Raw genomic sequence first — 13,918 nt, 5'->3', positions numbered from 1 at the left:
TTTTATTCCTTCAGCGTAGTTCCTTATAAGTGCGCACAAGGCGTAAGGGGGAGGTAGAACCTCCTCCCCATCGGCTGAGATTTTTTTGTTTTCCTCTTGTATTGAGCCACGCAAATAATACGCGAAATTGGTTGTGATCATATTTTGTCACTTCACGTAAAATAAAGTGCATCCCAATGCCTAAACCAAACATGGTAAAATCACTGGTCAAAATAAAGAGAATGGACGTTGCCATGACATTGAGCGCCATGGCTTCCATTGTAACACCAGCAAACATGGCCGGCCGTGTACAGGCCAAGAAAAGGGTATCTTCGTTCATTTATGCTGTACCTGCTAGTTTTGTGACGAGGGCAGGAGCCCCAAAAACAATCGCAATACCCAGAACACAGTAAGCTGCTTTGCGTAAGTCAATAAAGCCGTACATCCAGCCAATACCCACAGCAGCAACACATATAATGGCAATGAGTCTTGCTGTTGGACCCGTCATCATTGTGACAATGTTGCCTAAAACACCATCAAGATTCCCTAGACCACCTCCATTATGAGCAGAAGCAGCATAAGAAAGATCGGACAAAAATACTGCTGTAAAAAGCAGCATGGTCACGATAAAAATGATGTTTTGAAATCTATTATCTGTCATTTTACCTCTCTTTAACAAACAATATTTGTTCACCTGTCGACATTTCATTGCCTCTAACAACTGGAGAATTCTGTTATTTTTGACAGTTTAAACTCCTCGTTTTTTTGTTTTTAAAGTCTTGATCGTGGATTTTTTCACTCTCAAACGCTTTTCTTAAAGAGACAGAAGTCTTTTCAAACTGAGATTGTGTTATATGAAAATGGCAATTTTAAGTTGTGTTTATGGTTAGGACAACAATATTAAAACACGGCAAGAAAAAATATTATTCTTTACAAAATGTAGTTAATGTGTAACACAGGTATTTCGATTTTTTCTTTAAAAACAAGGGGATTGCTAGTAAATAATGTGAAAGGATAAAAAACAATGAATTTTTTGAGCGAGCGTGTTAAGAGATGCTATTTAAATTGATTGTTATTATTTACATTATGGGTTCCATAGTGTGGGGATTAAGCCAATATAAAGATAAAATAGATTTCAGTTTTCTTGAAACATTAAAAACGCAAGATATCCAAGATATTGTTGATCTTTATCGAGAAGAAAAAAATTTAAGTCAATTGATCACAAACCAGTCATTAGAAAAAAATGAACCAGCGCTTGATCGGCAGAAGAGTATTGCATCAAGGGATGGTGCAAATAATACCGTTGTTTTTCATGGGAGGGCATCGGTTACCAGTGGGGTTACATTTAAACTATTGACGCCTTCTGCACAATCTTGGCGATCCCATATGACCCGTGATATTCGTCTTTATGGTGTGGACACATGCGCACTTCGCCAAAAAGCAAAATTAAAGGATCAAGAATGGCCCTGTGGTGTGGTTACAATGGCTTGGCTTGTCACCAAAACACTTGATCAGGATTTATCTTGTAAGCGGGCTTTTATGCACAATGGTGTTTATTATGCGCAATGTTTTGTTCAAGGGGTTGATTTAGCCGAGTCCGGTCTTACAGAAGGGATGTTGGTACTCTCAAAGGAGGGTAAAAATCCCATTCCAATACAGTACCATCATGCAGAGGAAAAAGCACGTAACAACAAGATTGGTCTTTGGTCAAGCGACTTCACCGAACCTTCAAAATGGCGACGAGATCATGGATCTGATAACCCCTTTGCAAGCCAATAATTGGTCTTGTTATATTCACGTGATGTTTATTGCAAAAATGTGTGAGATTAGGACAAACCTTACAGTCTCATAAAATGCTGTTCTTTGAGGGTGGTGATATAAAATAAACCCAAGTTGATGTGCTCACTTAAAAAGCTGGATTCTTGCATTATTTACAGGCTGGACTGGAGTGAAGGTTTTTTGTGCTTAAAGGTGCGCAGGAAGTTAACTTTTTAGGACGTTTTTGCTCGTAGAGTCTTATGGAACATTGTTCTTTGTGGGATGGGAATATTAGCCCAAGTAGAACTGTTAGACAAGACATTAGATAAGCTGGTCCTTTTAAACACAGGGGAGGTGGAGAGGATAGAACTTTTTCAAATTTGGAACAGTTAAAAGAAGTGTCACTTAATATTTAAGGCTTGTATCATAAATTGTTTTCATGATGGCTCAATGAGAGCATTCTTTCCATGATGTGTTGCGAGATATTTTCAGAGAAATATTGATGAAGCGGCTTGAAGGCTTATGAAAAGAAAATATTGTGTTTCATATCATAGGAAGTCAATCAAGGAGAACTTGTAAAAAACGCGTTGTGATATAAATTGCAGGGCTTTGTTTTTAGCAATAGAAAGCAGATTAATGTATCATTTAAAACGTTTTAATTTTGATCAGAAATTAATTTTAAAATAGCTTTCTGTTTGGCAGAGGTAAGAATTCTAAAACTTTTTAAAAGCAAAAATTCCTCTTTGCTTGATGCAACTTCTTCATGATGGTATGAGGTGTTTTCTTTTGTGATGATATCCGCATAAAAAAAGGAAACCGGAACTTTTAGGATATCGGAGATTTCCTTTAAACGTCCTGCGCTTACACGATTTAAGCCTTTTTCATACTTTTGAATTTGTTGAAAACTTACTCCTAAAGCGTCCCCTAATGTTTTTTGAGACATTCCCAACACTTTTCGCTTCAAGCGAATTTTTTTGCCAACAACCAACAAAAAGATCAATATTAAGGTTCTGAGCTTGCATTTGCCCCCTCCGGTTGCGAGCGCCCTCGCATTGGTATTCCGGGAGTCTAAAACTGAAGCTAAATCAGCATTTTGCTTTTAGTGCTTACAGCACTTGGACATAACAAAATCTCCCGGAATTCCGGGATATCCGCAAAGCGGAGTAAATTTTTATTTTAGCTTTCGGGTTTTAGAGCCCTATTGGTCGCTGCGTATGCGACTAAAACACCTCCATTCATAAAGTAATTTTAAGAGCTTGGCAATAAAAATCGTTTTTCTTGAGACGGATAGCTTTTTTAATAAAAGGCTGTTTTCTTTTCAATTTTTTATCGCTCATCACAATTATGCCATCAGCCCTGCATTTGGTGAAGGGAGCAACAAATCCCGTGGAGTTTAAAATTAAGCTCCCTAGGGGAGAGCTAAAGAGGTTTTTAATAACCAAAATGGTTTTTCTTATGTGGTTGAGATATTATGATGAGAGGGAAAAGCTTTCACGAATGAATACCCCTCATGCAACACACAAAAACAAAATAGATTGGATTTTTGTCACTTCAGCTGCTTGTTTTAAAAAAATCTTTCTCAAGGCTCGTTTTCATTTCATGAATGGTGCTGCGTGATGTGTAGCAAGGGAAAGCTTCTATGGATAGGATAAACGCTATGTTTTTATCTTTCCTGAAAAAAAGATGTACAATGGCGCATAGTTCTAATCCTCTGTCAGTTCAAAATATTCCGATAATTTTTGCGTTTGAGAGGAAGAAATATTTTATTCTTTATCTTTAAGTGTTTTTATTGCTCATTCTACTTATTAATCAAATAAGAAGAGATATTTGGGGTTCTTATCCGTTTATTGTCCAAATAAAAACTTGAATGTTTTTCACGGGCTTTTGATCCCTTATTTATTTTATCATTGCTTATGACTTTTAATAAATGATGTAAAGTTGGGGTATGGTTTGAGAAAGCAGATGACAGAAGTCTTATCTTTCGCTAAGTAGTTTTGAAGTAAAAAACAGCTTGATCAATGACAAATAGAGATAGGTGCACCATGAATGAACTTACCCATATTGAGACTGTTATAGAACGTTATGATGCTGTTTTTTGTGATGTATGGGGTGTTGTGCATAATGGTGTACAGGCATTTGAACCAGCGTTGAAAGCGTTGGATAAAATTCGACAAATGGGAAAAACGGTCATTTTATTGACCAATTCTCCTCGACTCTGGGAAGATGTTGCTGCCCAATTACAAAGCATGAATGTTCATCGTGACTATTATGATGCCATTATCACGTCAGGGGATGTCACGCGGGATCTCATTTGTGCTGCACCGCGTAAAATTTTTTTCATTGGTCCTCAACGTGATTTGGTGTTGTTTGAAGGATTGACGTGTGAATTTGTTGAAGAGAGAGAGGCTTCTGTTGTCGTTTGTAGCGGTTTTCTCGAAGATTTGGAGGAAGAACCCTCTGCTTATGAGGCGATGTTTCGTCGCATAAGGGCGCGGAATTTACCGTTTATTTGTGCTAATCCAGATGTGATTGTCCATTATGGGAATAAGGAATTTTGGTGTGCCGGCGCATTGGCACGTCTTTATCAACAATTAGGAGGGGAAGTCCGTATTGCTGGAAAACCTCATGCACCTATTTATGAGTGTGCCTTTGAAAAACTCCAAAAAATGCGTGGAATAGTAGAAAAAACTAAAGTTTTAGCGATTGGTGATGGTCTTTTGACGGATATTAAAGGGGCGGCTCAGTTTGGTCTTGATGCTCTTTATATTATGGGGGGGATTCATCGTTATGATTATATGCAAAATGGTGTGGTCGATAAGCAAGCTTTGCATTCTTCTCTCGAACGTTATGGTTATAGGCCACAAGCAATCATGTGGGCACTTCAGTAATGGCTAATTTTTTGCGTCTTCAGGGAATTCATACCTTTCCCTCAGTTTGGCGGGGAGCCGTGTTGGCACTTGGAAATTTTGATGGTGTTCATTGTGGGCATCAGGGGGTGTTGCAAAAAGCACTTGATTTTGCACGGATAAAAAAGAAACCCGCTGTTGTTTTAACTTTTGAACCGCATCCAAGAAGTTTTTTTCAACGTTCAGTACCTGTCTATCGTTTGACAGAGGCGGCTGAAAAAGCTGAAATTTTTAAAATTCTGGGCTTTGATGGCGTGATTGAACAGCCCTTTGATGCTCAGTTTGCTGCTCTTTCAGCGGATGAATTTATCAAGGCGATTTTAAAGGAAGCTTTTGATGTTTCTGTTGTGGTGACAGGCGAAAATTTTCAATTCGGTCATCAGAAAAGTGGAAATGTCCACCTTCTTTGCCAAAGAGGAGAAGAAATTGGATTTCAGGTCGTGCAAGTTCCTAGCGTTTCTCATTCTCAAGATTCACAATCGTTGATCATTTCTTCTAGTTTTATTCGGCAACTTCTTTCACAAGGAGAAGTGGACAAAGCCGCTCATTTGTTAGGCTATCACTATCGGGTATGCTCCAATATTATTCAAGGCGACAAACTTGGTCGTCTTTTGGGATTCCCTACCGCTAATCAGATGTTACCTCCTCAAGTTTGTTTGGCTCATGGTGTTTATGCGGTGCGTTTGCGTCGTGCCAACGGTATTTTATATGATGGGGTTGCAAGTTTTGGCTGTCGTCCAACGGTTGTTAAAGATGGGGCCCCCCTTTTGGAAACCTATTTATTTGACTTTAATGATGACCTTTATGGGGAGAGCTGTACCGTTTCTTTTTTCAAGTTTTTGCGCGGACAAGAAAAATTTGATGGACTTGAACCTTTGATTGCACAAATGCACCGTGATGAAAAAAAAGCAAAAGAAATTTTAAAGACAGTTCAACCCTTATCCAAGTTGGATCGGTTGCTTACTTTTAAAAATATGCTCTAAGTTTATCTGAAAAAGAGAGAAGAGCTGTTAAAATAGCACTTAAAGTAATGATCATCACAAATATATATTCCAAAACATCACGGAATATATGTTTTTTGCGTTGTTGAGAGGGAGAATCGAATATCTGAAGATCTGATTGAGGCATTGTCTTTTTCAAAGTTATTGCAAAGTTAATTGTATGGCTTTTGTTGTCAATTAAAACTTTACTGCTTGTTTCTTTCTGATCCGTTAAAATTCATGATGAATCGTAAATGAATAAGGATACAGAATCTTTTGCAAGAAGAGATGAGAAGAAAAAGAAGAACTGTTTTTTTAATTTCTTGCGCTTTTAACCTTAGAGTTTCATAAAATTTAAAATCGATGACTTTTTTATTTTAAAAGTTGATCACTTTATCAAAGAGCTTTATGAAGTAGGAAGCCTGAGTGGGGAGTACAAGACAAAGATTGCTGACAGATTATCATGTACAGATCTGTATGAATTTAAGAATCTTCATCTTTTAGAGTGGATGGGAAGCCTATGAAACCTATGATTCAAGACATGCTAAACGATAAAGATGCAGCGAACGCGTTCCGTAATGGCAATAGGCAAGGAGAGGCAGAGAGGTTGTTTTTAAAATTGTTTGCATGGTTTCAACATCTGATTTTTCTATGGTCGGAGGCGAAATGGGAAGGTAATAGGCTTTTATGCCATAGTTATTTGCGACCGTTTTAATGCTCGAAAAAGCAGGTTGATGAGGTTCCTCATGATCGGGGCGGTTACAGATAATTGTTTTAAAACCAGCTTCTGCTAATGTTTTAATATTTTCTATGCTAATTTGGGCGCTGATAAAAATATCAGGTTCAATTTGTTGTAAATTCATTTTTGTTTATTCCCAATTGCATGATTTTTACGATACTCTCAGGTCTATAAAAGGACATGAAGAAGGTGAGATTTTCCAAGGGCATTTTAACAAAAATATTCTTTTTGTCGAGAAGACTTGCTTGGAAAAATGCGTTGTAAGGTGCAAAATATCACTAATATGTTCGTTATTCGATATTGGATAATGCATTGATTTATAATGGTAATATAACTTTATTTAACTTAAATTAGAAGCCTGAATACCGTAAAATTCCCTTATTTTAAGTCTGTTCCATGTTGCATCAGACAAGATCTCTTGCTTATAAGTGGGAGCCATCATGTGGAGTGAAACTGTACAAGAAAGAGGGGAGAAAAATGCCTTTTTATGAACCGTTTCAAGGGACAAGGGCTTTGTGTAATAGCCACGAGATGGAAAAGTTGTGTGATGGGAGCGGTTTGCTTCTTCATAAGCGCAAAAATGGTGGCACTCAATGGATTAGTCGTTATAAAAGGTAACTCTCTTTATGATTTCGGTTCTTTCATTCAATTCTTCAAGAACCACCACCTTCATAATATTGGGGGCGTTCATGCTAAAAGAATATTCTCGAGATAAAATTGCGGGCTGTCGTTTTTATCGTAAAAATTAAGAGAAATGGTTGTTTTGCGCGTGTTGGATACTTGCTTCTTTTGTTGTTTTCAGTATTATCGTAAAAACGATAATACTGAAAGACGTAACGAATGATCATTGGACTTTTGAATCAAAAAGGGGGTGTCGGAAAAACCACGTTGAGCGTGAATCTGGCGGCTAGTTTTTCCCGTGCCGGTGCACGGGTATTGCTGATTGATGTTGATCCGCAGGGGAGCGCATTGGATTGGGCAGCTGCGCGTGAAGATGCTCCTTTATTTTCCGTTATTGGTTTACCGCGTGCAACGGTTCACAAAGAGATTGCACAGATTGGTCATAGTTATGATCATATTATTATTGATGGTCCACCGCGTGTGACGGATCTTGCGCGTAGTGCTCTTATGGCTTCGGATTTTGTGCTTATCCCTGTTTTGCCTAGTCCCTATGATATTTGGGCTGCTGATGGAATTGTAAAGCTGATTGACGAAGCACGCGTTTATAAAGAAAATCTCAAGTCTGCTTTTGTTGTTAATCGTAAAATTGTTAATACAGCGATAGGGCGTGATGTGAACGAAGCTCTTGGCATATATCCCGTGCGTGTTCTTTCTTCTAGCGTTGCACAACGTGTGATTTTTGCAGAGGCAGCAGCTCAGGGAAAGGCTGTTTACGAAGTTGATAAGCAAGGACCAGCAGCCGCAGAGATTGAAGCTGTTGCAGCGGAAATCAAGGAGTTAGCGTCATGAATAAAAAAATTAAAATTGGTATGAAACCAACCAATAAATCCATTCCTTTAACGGCTGATGCATGGGTAGGAAGCCACAAAGGAAACACGAGTGGAGAGATGAAGCGCCTCACAATCGATATTCCAGAAACTTTGCATCGGTTAATGAAGGTAAGTTGTGCAAGTCGTGGAACTAAAATGGCCGATGAGGTGCGCGAATTGCTTACAAAAAAATACGGAAAATAAAAATGACGTACGATAACAGATATATGTTAATAAATGTGCGTTGGTTTGAGTGTTTTTTAAAAGATGTATCGGTCGTTTTTCATGAAGTTAACGGTGATAAAAGCGCTCCTCTTTTTTTTACGAGGGGTTTTTTCATAAGATTCATTTCATGAAAGAGTTTTGAACCTATAAAAAATTCTTCGTTGCAACTTTTTTCTTATAGATGTGATCGTCATCATCCCCTTTGTTATTTGTATCATCACTGGAGAGTTCGGTTTATTCTTCCATAAAAATTGTCTTGATCATGATTTTAAATGTGGAGTTATTTTTTGTTTATTTTAATGAAATAGATGGGTAAATAATGTAAATTAACAGTAGCGTTGATTATTTTTTTCTGCTACGGAATATTTCGTTTTATTAAATTATATTCATGTTTATAAGGGGGAAATAAAAATCAATAAAATTGATTGATAGGGGTGCGCTATAAACTTTCCTCATAACAAAAAGAAATCATTGAGTATGATATGGAGATTATTTCTTTCATTTGTGTGATTTTGGGGGCTGATTATTGAGGGCTACTTGATGATGGTCAAGGAATAATCTTTTTTATGGCTATTAGGAATGTATAGGATCGCTTTTTTAGAATTTCTATTGGCATTTAAAAAGTGTTGGGGGCGTTTAAGTTTTTTTCTTTCACGGCGGATTAAAAAATAAGCAAGAGCGCAATCAAATCATTAAAAGAGTTGTTGTTTCATTTGCAGAAAATTTGCAATGGATCTCAGCATGATGAATTTTTGATACGATACGCGTACTGCTTCTCATGATAAAGTGGTTCTTGAAGAAAAAGTAACTAAAAAGCTTTTTGAAAATATCAAGATATCAAAATTGCTGCTGAAGTCTAAACCGTTCAAATATAAAGAGCCACTGCGTAGATAACATTACAGATGCAAGTCCAATAAAGCAGCTCTCATGATTCAATATATTGGCGTGAAGGTGTCCGTATTTGTCAAAGGAAAGTGATACGCAAGAGCACAATACAGGGATTTTGTGAACCCAACGATGTCGTTCTCAAAGTATAAAATAAAAAGAGGGGTAAATTCATGAACAAGATTATTCTAACAGCACTGTTGCTTTGCACAGGGCTTGTTGTTGGTGGTTGTGAAAAAAACTACAGTGTTGAGGAATTTAAGAAAGATAAAAAATTGATGCAAGAATGGGTAAAAAAATGCGATAAAATGGGACCCTCTGCTTTTGCAACTAAGAATTGTCAAAATGTCATGCAAGCCGATATGGAACTTTTTCAAGAGCATTATAGAAATCTTGCAAAGGAACTTCGTGAAAATAGCAAAAAGGGGAATGAAACTGAAAAACAGCAAGACAATAATTAAATTATCAACACTATCGATAGAAGGATGCTTTCTTTGCATTCTATTGATTTAGGGGTTGTAAAAAAATCACCTACAGAAGTGCATTTTAAAATTTTTGAAAATGCACAGTGAACCAAATGTGCAATTTTCACGGGACACTAAAGTGTGTCCTAAACTTTGGAAATCCGAAAAAAGGAAGGGAATTAAATCATGAATAAAGTTGTTATCACAGCATTGCTGCTTTGTACTGGACTTGCTGTTGCTGGTTGCGAAAAGACTTATAGCGTAGAAGAATTTAAAACCAATGAAAAATTATACGAGGAATGGGCAAAGAAATGTGAGAAGGATGATTCACCGTTCAAATCTTCTCAAAACTGTAAAAACCTTCGACAAGCATATGTAGAACTTTTTTTGAGGCCCTAAATTTATCCGTTAAAAAGAAGGGGAATTTATTGATGAATAAAGTCGTTATTACAGCATTGCTGCTTTGTACTGGAGTTGTTGTTGCTGGTTGCGAAAAGACTTATAGCGTAGAAGATTTTAAGAAAGATGAAAAATTGATGCAAGAATGGGGAATGAAATGTGAAAAGATGGAGGAATCTTCCAGAGAGAAATCTAAAAATTGTCGACATGTTAAACAAGCATATATGGAATTTCTTTTTGGCTTTCATTAAAAAATAAAATTCAGTAAGTTATTATCTCAATAAGGGATTGGATCGTTATTGATACTATTACGTTTTTTGGATTTTTGTTTCTCATTTTTAGGGTTCTTTTGATTTCAAGAGTTAGCCTTTTACGATTTGCACTCTTTGTGGAAGCAGATGTCCTACGGTCATCTGTTCCGCTAAGAAGTGCTTTCAATTGTGGTAATGTTACACTGAAATGAGTAGCCCATGTTGCTGTTCATTTTTTCAAACATGGCTTTAAGTTTTACGGCTAATTCTGAAAAAAATGGAAGGAAAATATCTGTTTGGAATTTACTTTTTTCTTTTTTTAAGAGAAAGAAAAAAGCATTTTGAATGGAGTTATTATCGTTTTATAGTCAAATATTTTTCTCACACTATTTTTAAAAAAGCGCTTTTTATTTGAGAATATTATCATTTCAGGTGAGGGCGTGAGCCATTTATGCCCAGTTATGCCAAGATGGTTTTATTGTAATTGTGCCGTGGTATTATCGTTTTGAGTGGTGGTGGTGCCCATACGTAAACTTTACGCATGCGTTTTTTGTTCTCGAGGGTTTGGTGAATATTATTCGCACAATGTTTTGATTGTCTAAAGAGTGTTTATTGTTTTCATGTTGAATGAGAGCCCCGACACGCGTAAAACTTTCTCATTTCAAATCTGTTCTAGATTGAGTCACGCAAAACCCATATTTTTTGCACGTTAAAAATGAAAGTGTTTCCTCGTGAATAAAAACGATTGAGAAAGGCAGACAAATGCCTCTTATAAATTTGTCTCAAGAGCCAAGGGCTGTGGCGACATGAGGGGCTTGAGTTGTATGATGGTGCGGCTTTCTTTCTTATAAATATCAAGATGGTCGTGCTTTTTAACGTAAGCTTCACTTCAATATTATCCTTTAGGGGCGTGATATGCCTTGAGGGAGGAAATTAAGTGAAACTGGCTCGATAACCTGCTCGGTAAGAAGATAAATTGTTGGCAGATTGGATCTGGTCGAAAACTCTGTCCTTTAAGGCGAGGATGATGTTGGTATTGAAGGGAAGTGTGAAGGAGCGTGAAAAGACAAAAATTGATGGTTAAAAATGCAAATAAAAGTGGAGGTTAACACCAAAAGAGTTGCAAGAGATGTTTGAAATTGGGAGGTGATTTATCTAGAAAGCCGAAATTTTACTTTGACCTTATGGGAAATTAAGATGCTTATCTACACAGATTATACAAAAGCTTGAGAGATTATGCTTAGTATATCATCTATGATGAGTGCTAAAAACACAACAAAAGCGTTGAGGGTAATGATCAAGGTTGAATAAAGCATCGCGGCCTTTACGAGATCAGCCATAAGAATCTCTTTCGGTTATTTTGGAGGTGATGTTATGAATAACAATATGTCACAGTCAGCGATATATGCTGATACACCATATTCGGCAAGCTTAAAATTTTTTCTTTATTTAAAGGGGTGATAGTGAGAAGGGGATGTCGTAGAAATTGGGCCTTTATTATAAACTCTGTGTTTAGGCTAGGGTGCCTGTAAAGCTGTGATATTAAGAGTGGATTGTACTGCTGCGCGTGAAATAATCGACAGGAAGATGAGGGGAAAATTTTGCAAAGAGTTATGGGGGGAGCTAAGTGTTCTTCAGCTTGAATGAGAGCCTTGAATACCGAAAGATTCTCTCATTTTAAATCTTTTTATATTCAATCAACCAAAGCCATGTTTCTTGAATATTACAAGCAGAGAGAGCCGTATGGTGTGAAACTGTACAAGAAAGGCATACTTCTTATGAAGTATTTTCAAGTGCTAAGGGAGGTCACTTTGGGGGATTGAGTGTGTGAGGGTGTCGGTTTTCTCTTTTATGAAGCGTAAAGAGGTGGCCGCTCAATGGATTTTATCCATTTCATAGAGGATTTGTCATGATACCTTTCATGGGAGCCGGTGCGCAATGGACTTGTGTAAAATGAGTTTGGGTGTAATGCGTTTGGGCGTCTTTTAAGAGATTGGTTTTTTTCAAACAAGCGCGTGAAGATATGATTGAAAGCGTATCGAACGGATGGGTGAAGAAATGCTTGAAAAGGTTCAAAAAATTTTATATAGTTGCTCACTGCAAAGAAAAGCGAAATGATAATTGAAAAAGGGAGATGGATGGCTATTTAGCTATTTTAAGATGTCTTTTTTAAGAGTGCTATATGGCTGATCTGTTCAAAAGAGCATTCTCTTTGTGTGTTGTGCAGAATACTGCATGGATGCAGAAAGAGCAGGGGGGTGGGAGTGTGTCTTTTGAATGGAAGCAAACTAATCTTGTAGGGTGCTAATGGGCACCAGAGAGTATGCAGGGTTAGGTGCAGAAAAGCCGTAAAGTTATGGAGGGTAAAATGCTGCTATCGGTGAAATGCTGAAGTTTTTAATAGGCTTAAGTCTCTATGTGCTGCGAATTTTTGCTGGCAGGCGTTTTTTTGCAAGCGTTTTTTATTGCCAAGGTTATCGTCAGAGCATTGTCGTTTTCTGTTGAAGGCTTGGTGGTGATAAAATAGGCAAAGATGAGATAGACAAAAAAATGAGATAGACAAGGCAAAATAGACAGAGAACATTTGGGAAAATTTGGAAGTTTCGATAGTGTCTACGCAGAGGTTTTAAGTTTATAGCGTTTTGGTGAATGCGTATAGTAGCAAGAATGATTTTGGAGCAAAGCAAGAAAATATTTCAGAGAATACGTTAAGAGTTGAAGTGGTAGACGCTTTTAAGGATTGTTGTGCTGTTGTCTGAGCAATGTTCGCATCACGAGCGTGGTTGAGTGTATCAGCATGGAAGGAAAACTGTTTAATCTCCCTCATTTGAAAGCAAGATTGAACAATTGGTTGAAGGGGAAATAAAAATGTCTGTAGTGCAATATGGTGATGATAGTTTTGCAGCAAAAGCAAAAGTTCTTGATAATAATCTTATTGATCGTGATTGGGCGATGACGAAATTTGTCGCTGCTGTTAAAGGATTAACCCAAGTGGTTGATTATGAAAGCAATATGCTAGAAAGCAGTGGTATTCCAGATTACGAAGAAATAAATTTATGTAAAATACGTGGTTTGCGTGATCTTAATAAATCGATGAGCGATGTGAGACGTTACATGAATCAAGATATTGAGCATGAAGTTGAAAGTTTGCTGTCTGATTTACAAAAAAAATTACAGCGTAATAGTGAACTACTTCAAACACATTTAAATGCAGTCAATGATCTTTCGAAAGCTATGCAACTCTCTGGACTTACAAAGGAATTAGAAGAATAATCTAAACTTCATTCATATTGGCTGTTCTACGTGATTATAATGATGAGGTAGAGCAGTGATTTGAATGAAGAATGTGTTTGTCGAGTCTCTATGTTTTAAGCGCGTTTGGGTATTTAAATTATCATTTTGCTGTTCTGTCAAATAGAGTCTACAGTCTCTTTTAAGGTGATAGGAAGTGCACGCATATCTGTGGGAAGCCGAGTGAAAGAGGCTTTAGGAGAAGACGGATTGTTTATACAACATTGTTTTACGCATTGTGTTAAAGATTGGGTTGGTAGGGCACTTCATTTTTTCGTTTGGGGAAGGGGGCAAGAGAATATTAAGACCGCCCCGTGATGCCTTATGAAGCCGTTTCCTTTAAAGTATGGTGATATGAAGCAGTTAGTCACTGCAAGCTCTATGTTTGAGATAAAGAGGCGGTTTAGTATTTTCTCTTCTGTTTTCGTTTTTGTATGCCAGATTGGAGCGCGTATATTTCTGTTGGGATTCATATTTGAAAAAGGGAGGCAGCTTCATTGGGGGAGAATTATAAAGCTGTAAAGGTGGTGTTTTTACCATTATCTTTTCTG

At 37.3% G+C, this 13,918-nt stretch carries 13 protein-coding genes and 1 pseudogene; 10 read left to right on the top strand and 4 right to left on the bottom strand.

Translation table 11 applies throughout. The features are described 5' to 3' along the window. Positions 1–10 precede the first annotated feature (10 nt). The gene (locus tag PVV70_RS07275; protein ID WP_273758603.1) at positions 11–319 is read right to left on the bottom strand and encodes a type IV secretion system protein VirB3; all 309 of its coding nucleotides are present in this window, start codon (positions 317–319) and stop codon (positions 11–13) included. Further along, positions 320–640 (bottom strand): TrbC/VirB2 family protein, encoded by a 321-nt coding sequence (locus tag PVV70_RS07270; protein WP_273758602.1) that lies wholly within the window; start codon positions 638–640, stop codon positions 320–322. It lies immediately after the preceding gene. Between the two features lie 392 nt (positions 641–1,032). On the opposite strand from PVV70_RS07270, the gene PVV70_RS07265 reads away from it, so the two are divergent. Beyond that, positions 1,033–1,758: a hypothetical protein gene (locus tag PVV70_RS07265; RefSeq protein WP_273758601.1), complete on the top strand. Its 726-nt coding sequence runs from the start codon at positions 1,033–1,035 to the stop codon at positions 1,756–1,758. A gap of 634 nt (positions 1,759–2,392) precedes the next feature. Here PVV70_RS07265 and PVV70_RS07260 read toward each other — a convergent pair. Continuing rightward, positions 2,393–2,759: pseudogene (locus tag PVV70_RS07260) on the bottom strand (helix-turn-helix domain-containing protein). A 1,020-nt stretch (positions 2,760–3,779) separates the two neighbouring features. Between PVV70_RS07260 and PVV70_RS07255 the strand changes: the two are divergent. Together PVV70_RS07255 and PVV70_RS07250 are read left to right on the top strand one after the other, a co-directional pair. After that, entirely contained in the window at positions 3,780–4,625 is an 846-nt protein-coding gene (locus tag PVV70_RS07255; RefSeq protein WP_273758599.1) for a TIGR01459 family HAD-type hydrolase, read from the top strand. Further along, complete coding sequence (locus PVV70_RS07250; protein ID WP_273758598.1) at positions 4,625–5,626, top strand: bifunctional riboflavin kinase/FAD synthetase; 1,002 nt, start codon at positions 4,625–4,627, stop codon at positions 5,624–5,626. The genes PVV70_RS07255 and PVV70_RS07250 overlap by 1 nt, the downstream gene beginning before the upstream one ends. Positions 5,627–6,150: 524 nt before the next feature. Here the strand turns inward: PVV70_RS07250 and PVV70_RS07245 are convergent. After that, entirely contained in the window at positions 6,151–6,486 is a 336-nt protein-coding gene (locus PVV70_RS07245) for a TIGR01244 family sulfur transferase (protein ID WP_273758597.1), read from the bottom strand. 353 nt (positions 6,487–6,839) lie between these two features. Between PVV70_RS07245 and PVV70_RS07240 the strand changes: the two genes are divergently transcribed. The 7 genes from PVV70_RS07240 to PVV70_RS07210 all read left to right on the top strand — a co-directional run bounded on the left by PVV70_RS07240 (position 6,840) and on the right by PVV70_RS07210 (position 13,349). Beyond that, positions 6,840–6,980, top strand: coding sequence for a hypothetical protein (locus PVV70_RS07240; RefSeq protein WP_273758596.1), 141 nt, complete (start codon positions 6,840–6,842; stop codon positions 6,978–6,980). Positions 6,981–7,202: 222 nt separating this feature from the next. Then, positions 7,203–7,832: a ParA family partition ATPase gene (gene parA, locus PVV70_RS07235; protein ID WP_273758595.1), complete on the top strand. Its 630-nt coding sequence runs from the start codon at positions 7,203–7,205 to the stop codon at positions 7,830–7,832. After that, positions 7,829–8,056, top strand: a complete 228-nt coding sequence (locus tag PVV70_RS07230) for a plasmid partition protein ParG (RefSeq protein ID WP_273758594.1) — start codon at positions 7,829–7,831, stop codon at positions 8,054–8,056. Before parA ends, PVV70_RS07230 begins: the two co-directional genes overlap by 4 nt. Positions 8,057–9,135: 1,079 nt before the next feature. After that, positions 9,136–9,423 carry an EexN family lipoprotein gene (locus tag PVV70_RS07225; protein ID WP_273758593.1) on the top strand — a complete coding sequence of 96 codons (288 nt, stop codon included), beginning with the start codon at positions 9,136–9,138 and terminating at the stop codon, positions 9,421–9,423. A gap of 189 nt (positions 9,424–9,612) precedes the next feature. Beyond that, positions 9,613–9,825 (top strand): EexN family lipoprotein, encoded by a 213-nt coding sequence (locus PVV70_RS07220; protein ID WP_273758592.1) that lies wholly within the window; start codon positions 9,613–9,615, stop codon positions 9,823–9,825. A gap of 32 nt (positions 9,826–9,857) precedes the next feature. Continuing rightward, positions 9,858–10,076 carry an EexN family lipoprotein gene (locus PVV70_RS07215; RefSeq protein ID WP_273758591.1) on the top strand — a complete coding sequence of 73 codons (219 nt, stop codon included), beginning with the start codon at positions 9,858–9,860 and terminating at the stop codon, positions 10,074–10,076. Positions 10,077–12,944: 2,868 nt separating this feature from the next. After that, a complete protein-coding gene (locus PVV70_RS07210) occupies positions 12,945–13,349 on the top strand; it encodes a flagellar protein FlgN (protein WP_273758590.1) in 405 nt (134 codons plus the stop codon). The last annotated feature ends 569 nt before the right edge of the window (positions 13,350–13,918 follow it).

It is taken from the genome of Bartonella sp. AU55XJBT (assembly GCF_028618525.1).
Note: the sequence above shows the minus strand (reverse complement) of the source record. Positions and strands in the feature narration are given on the sequence as shown.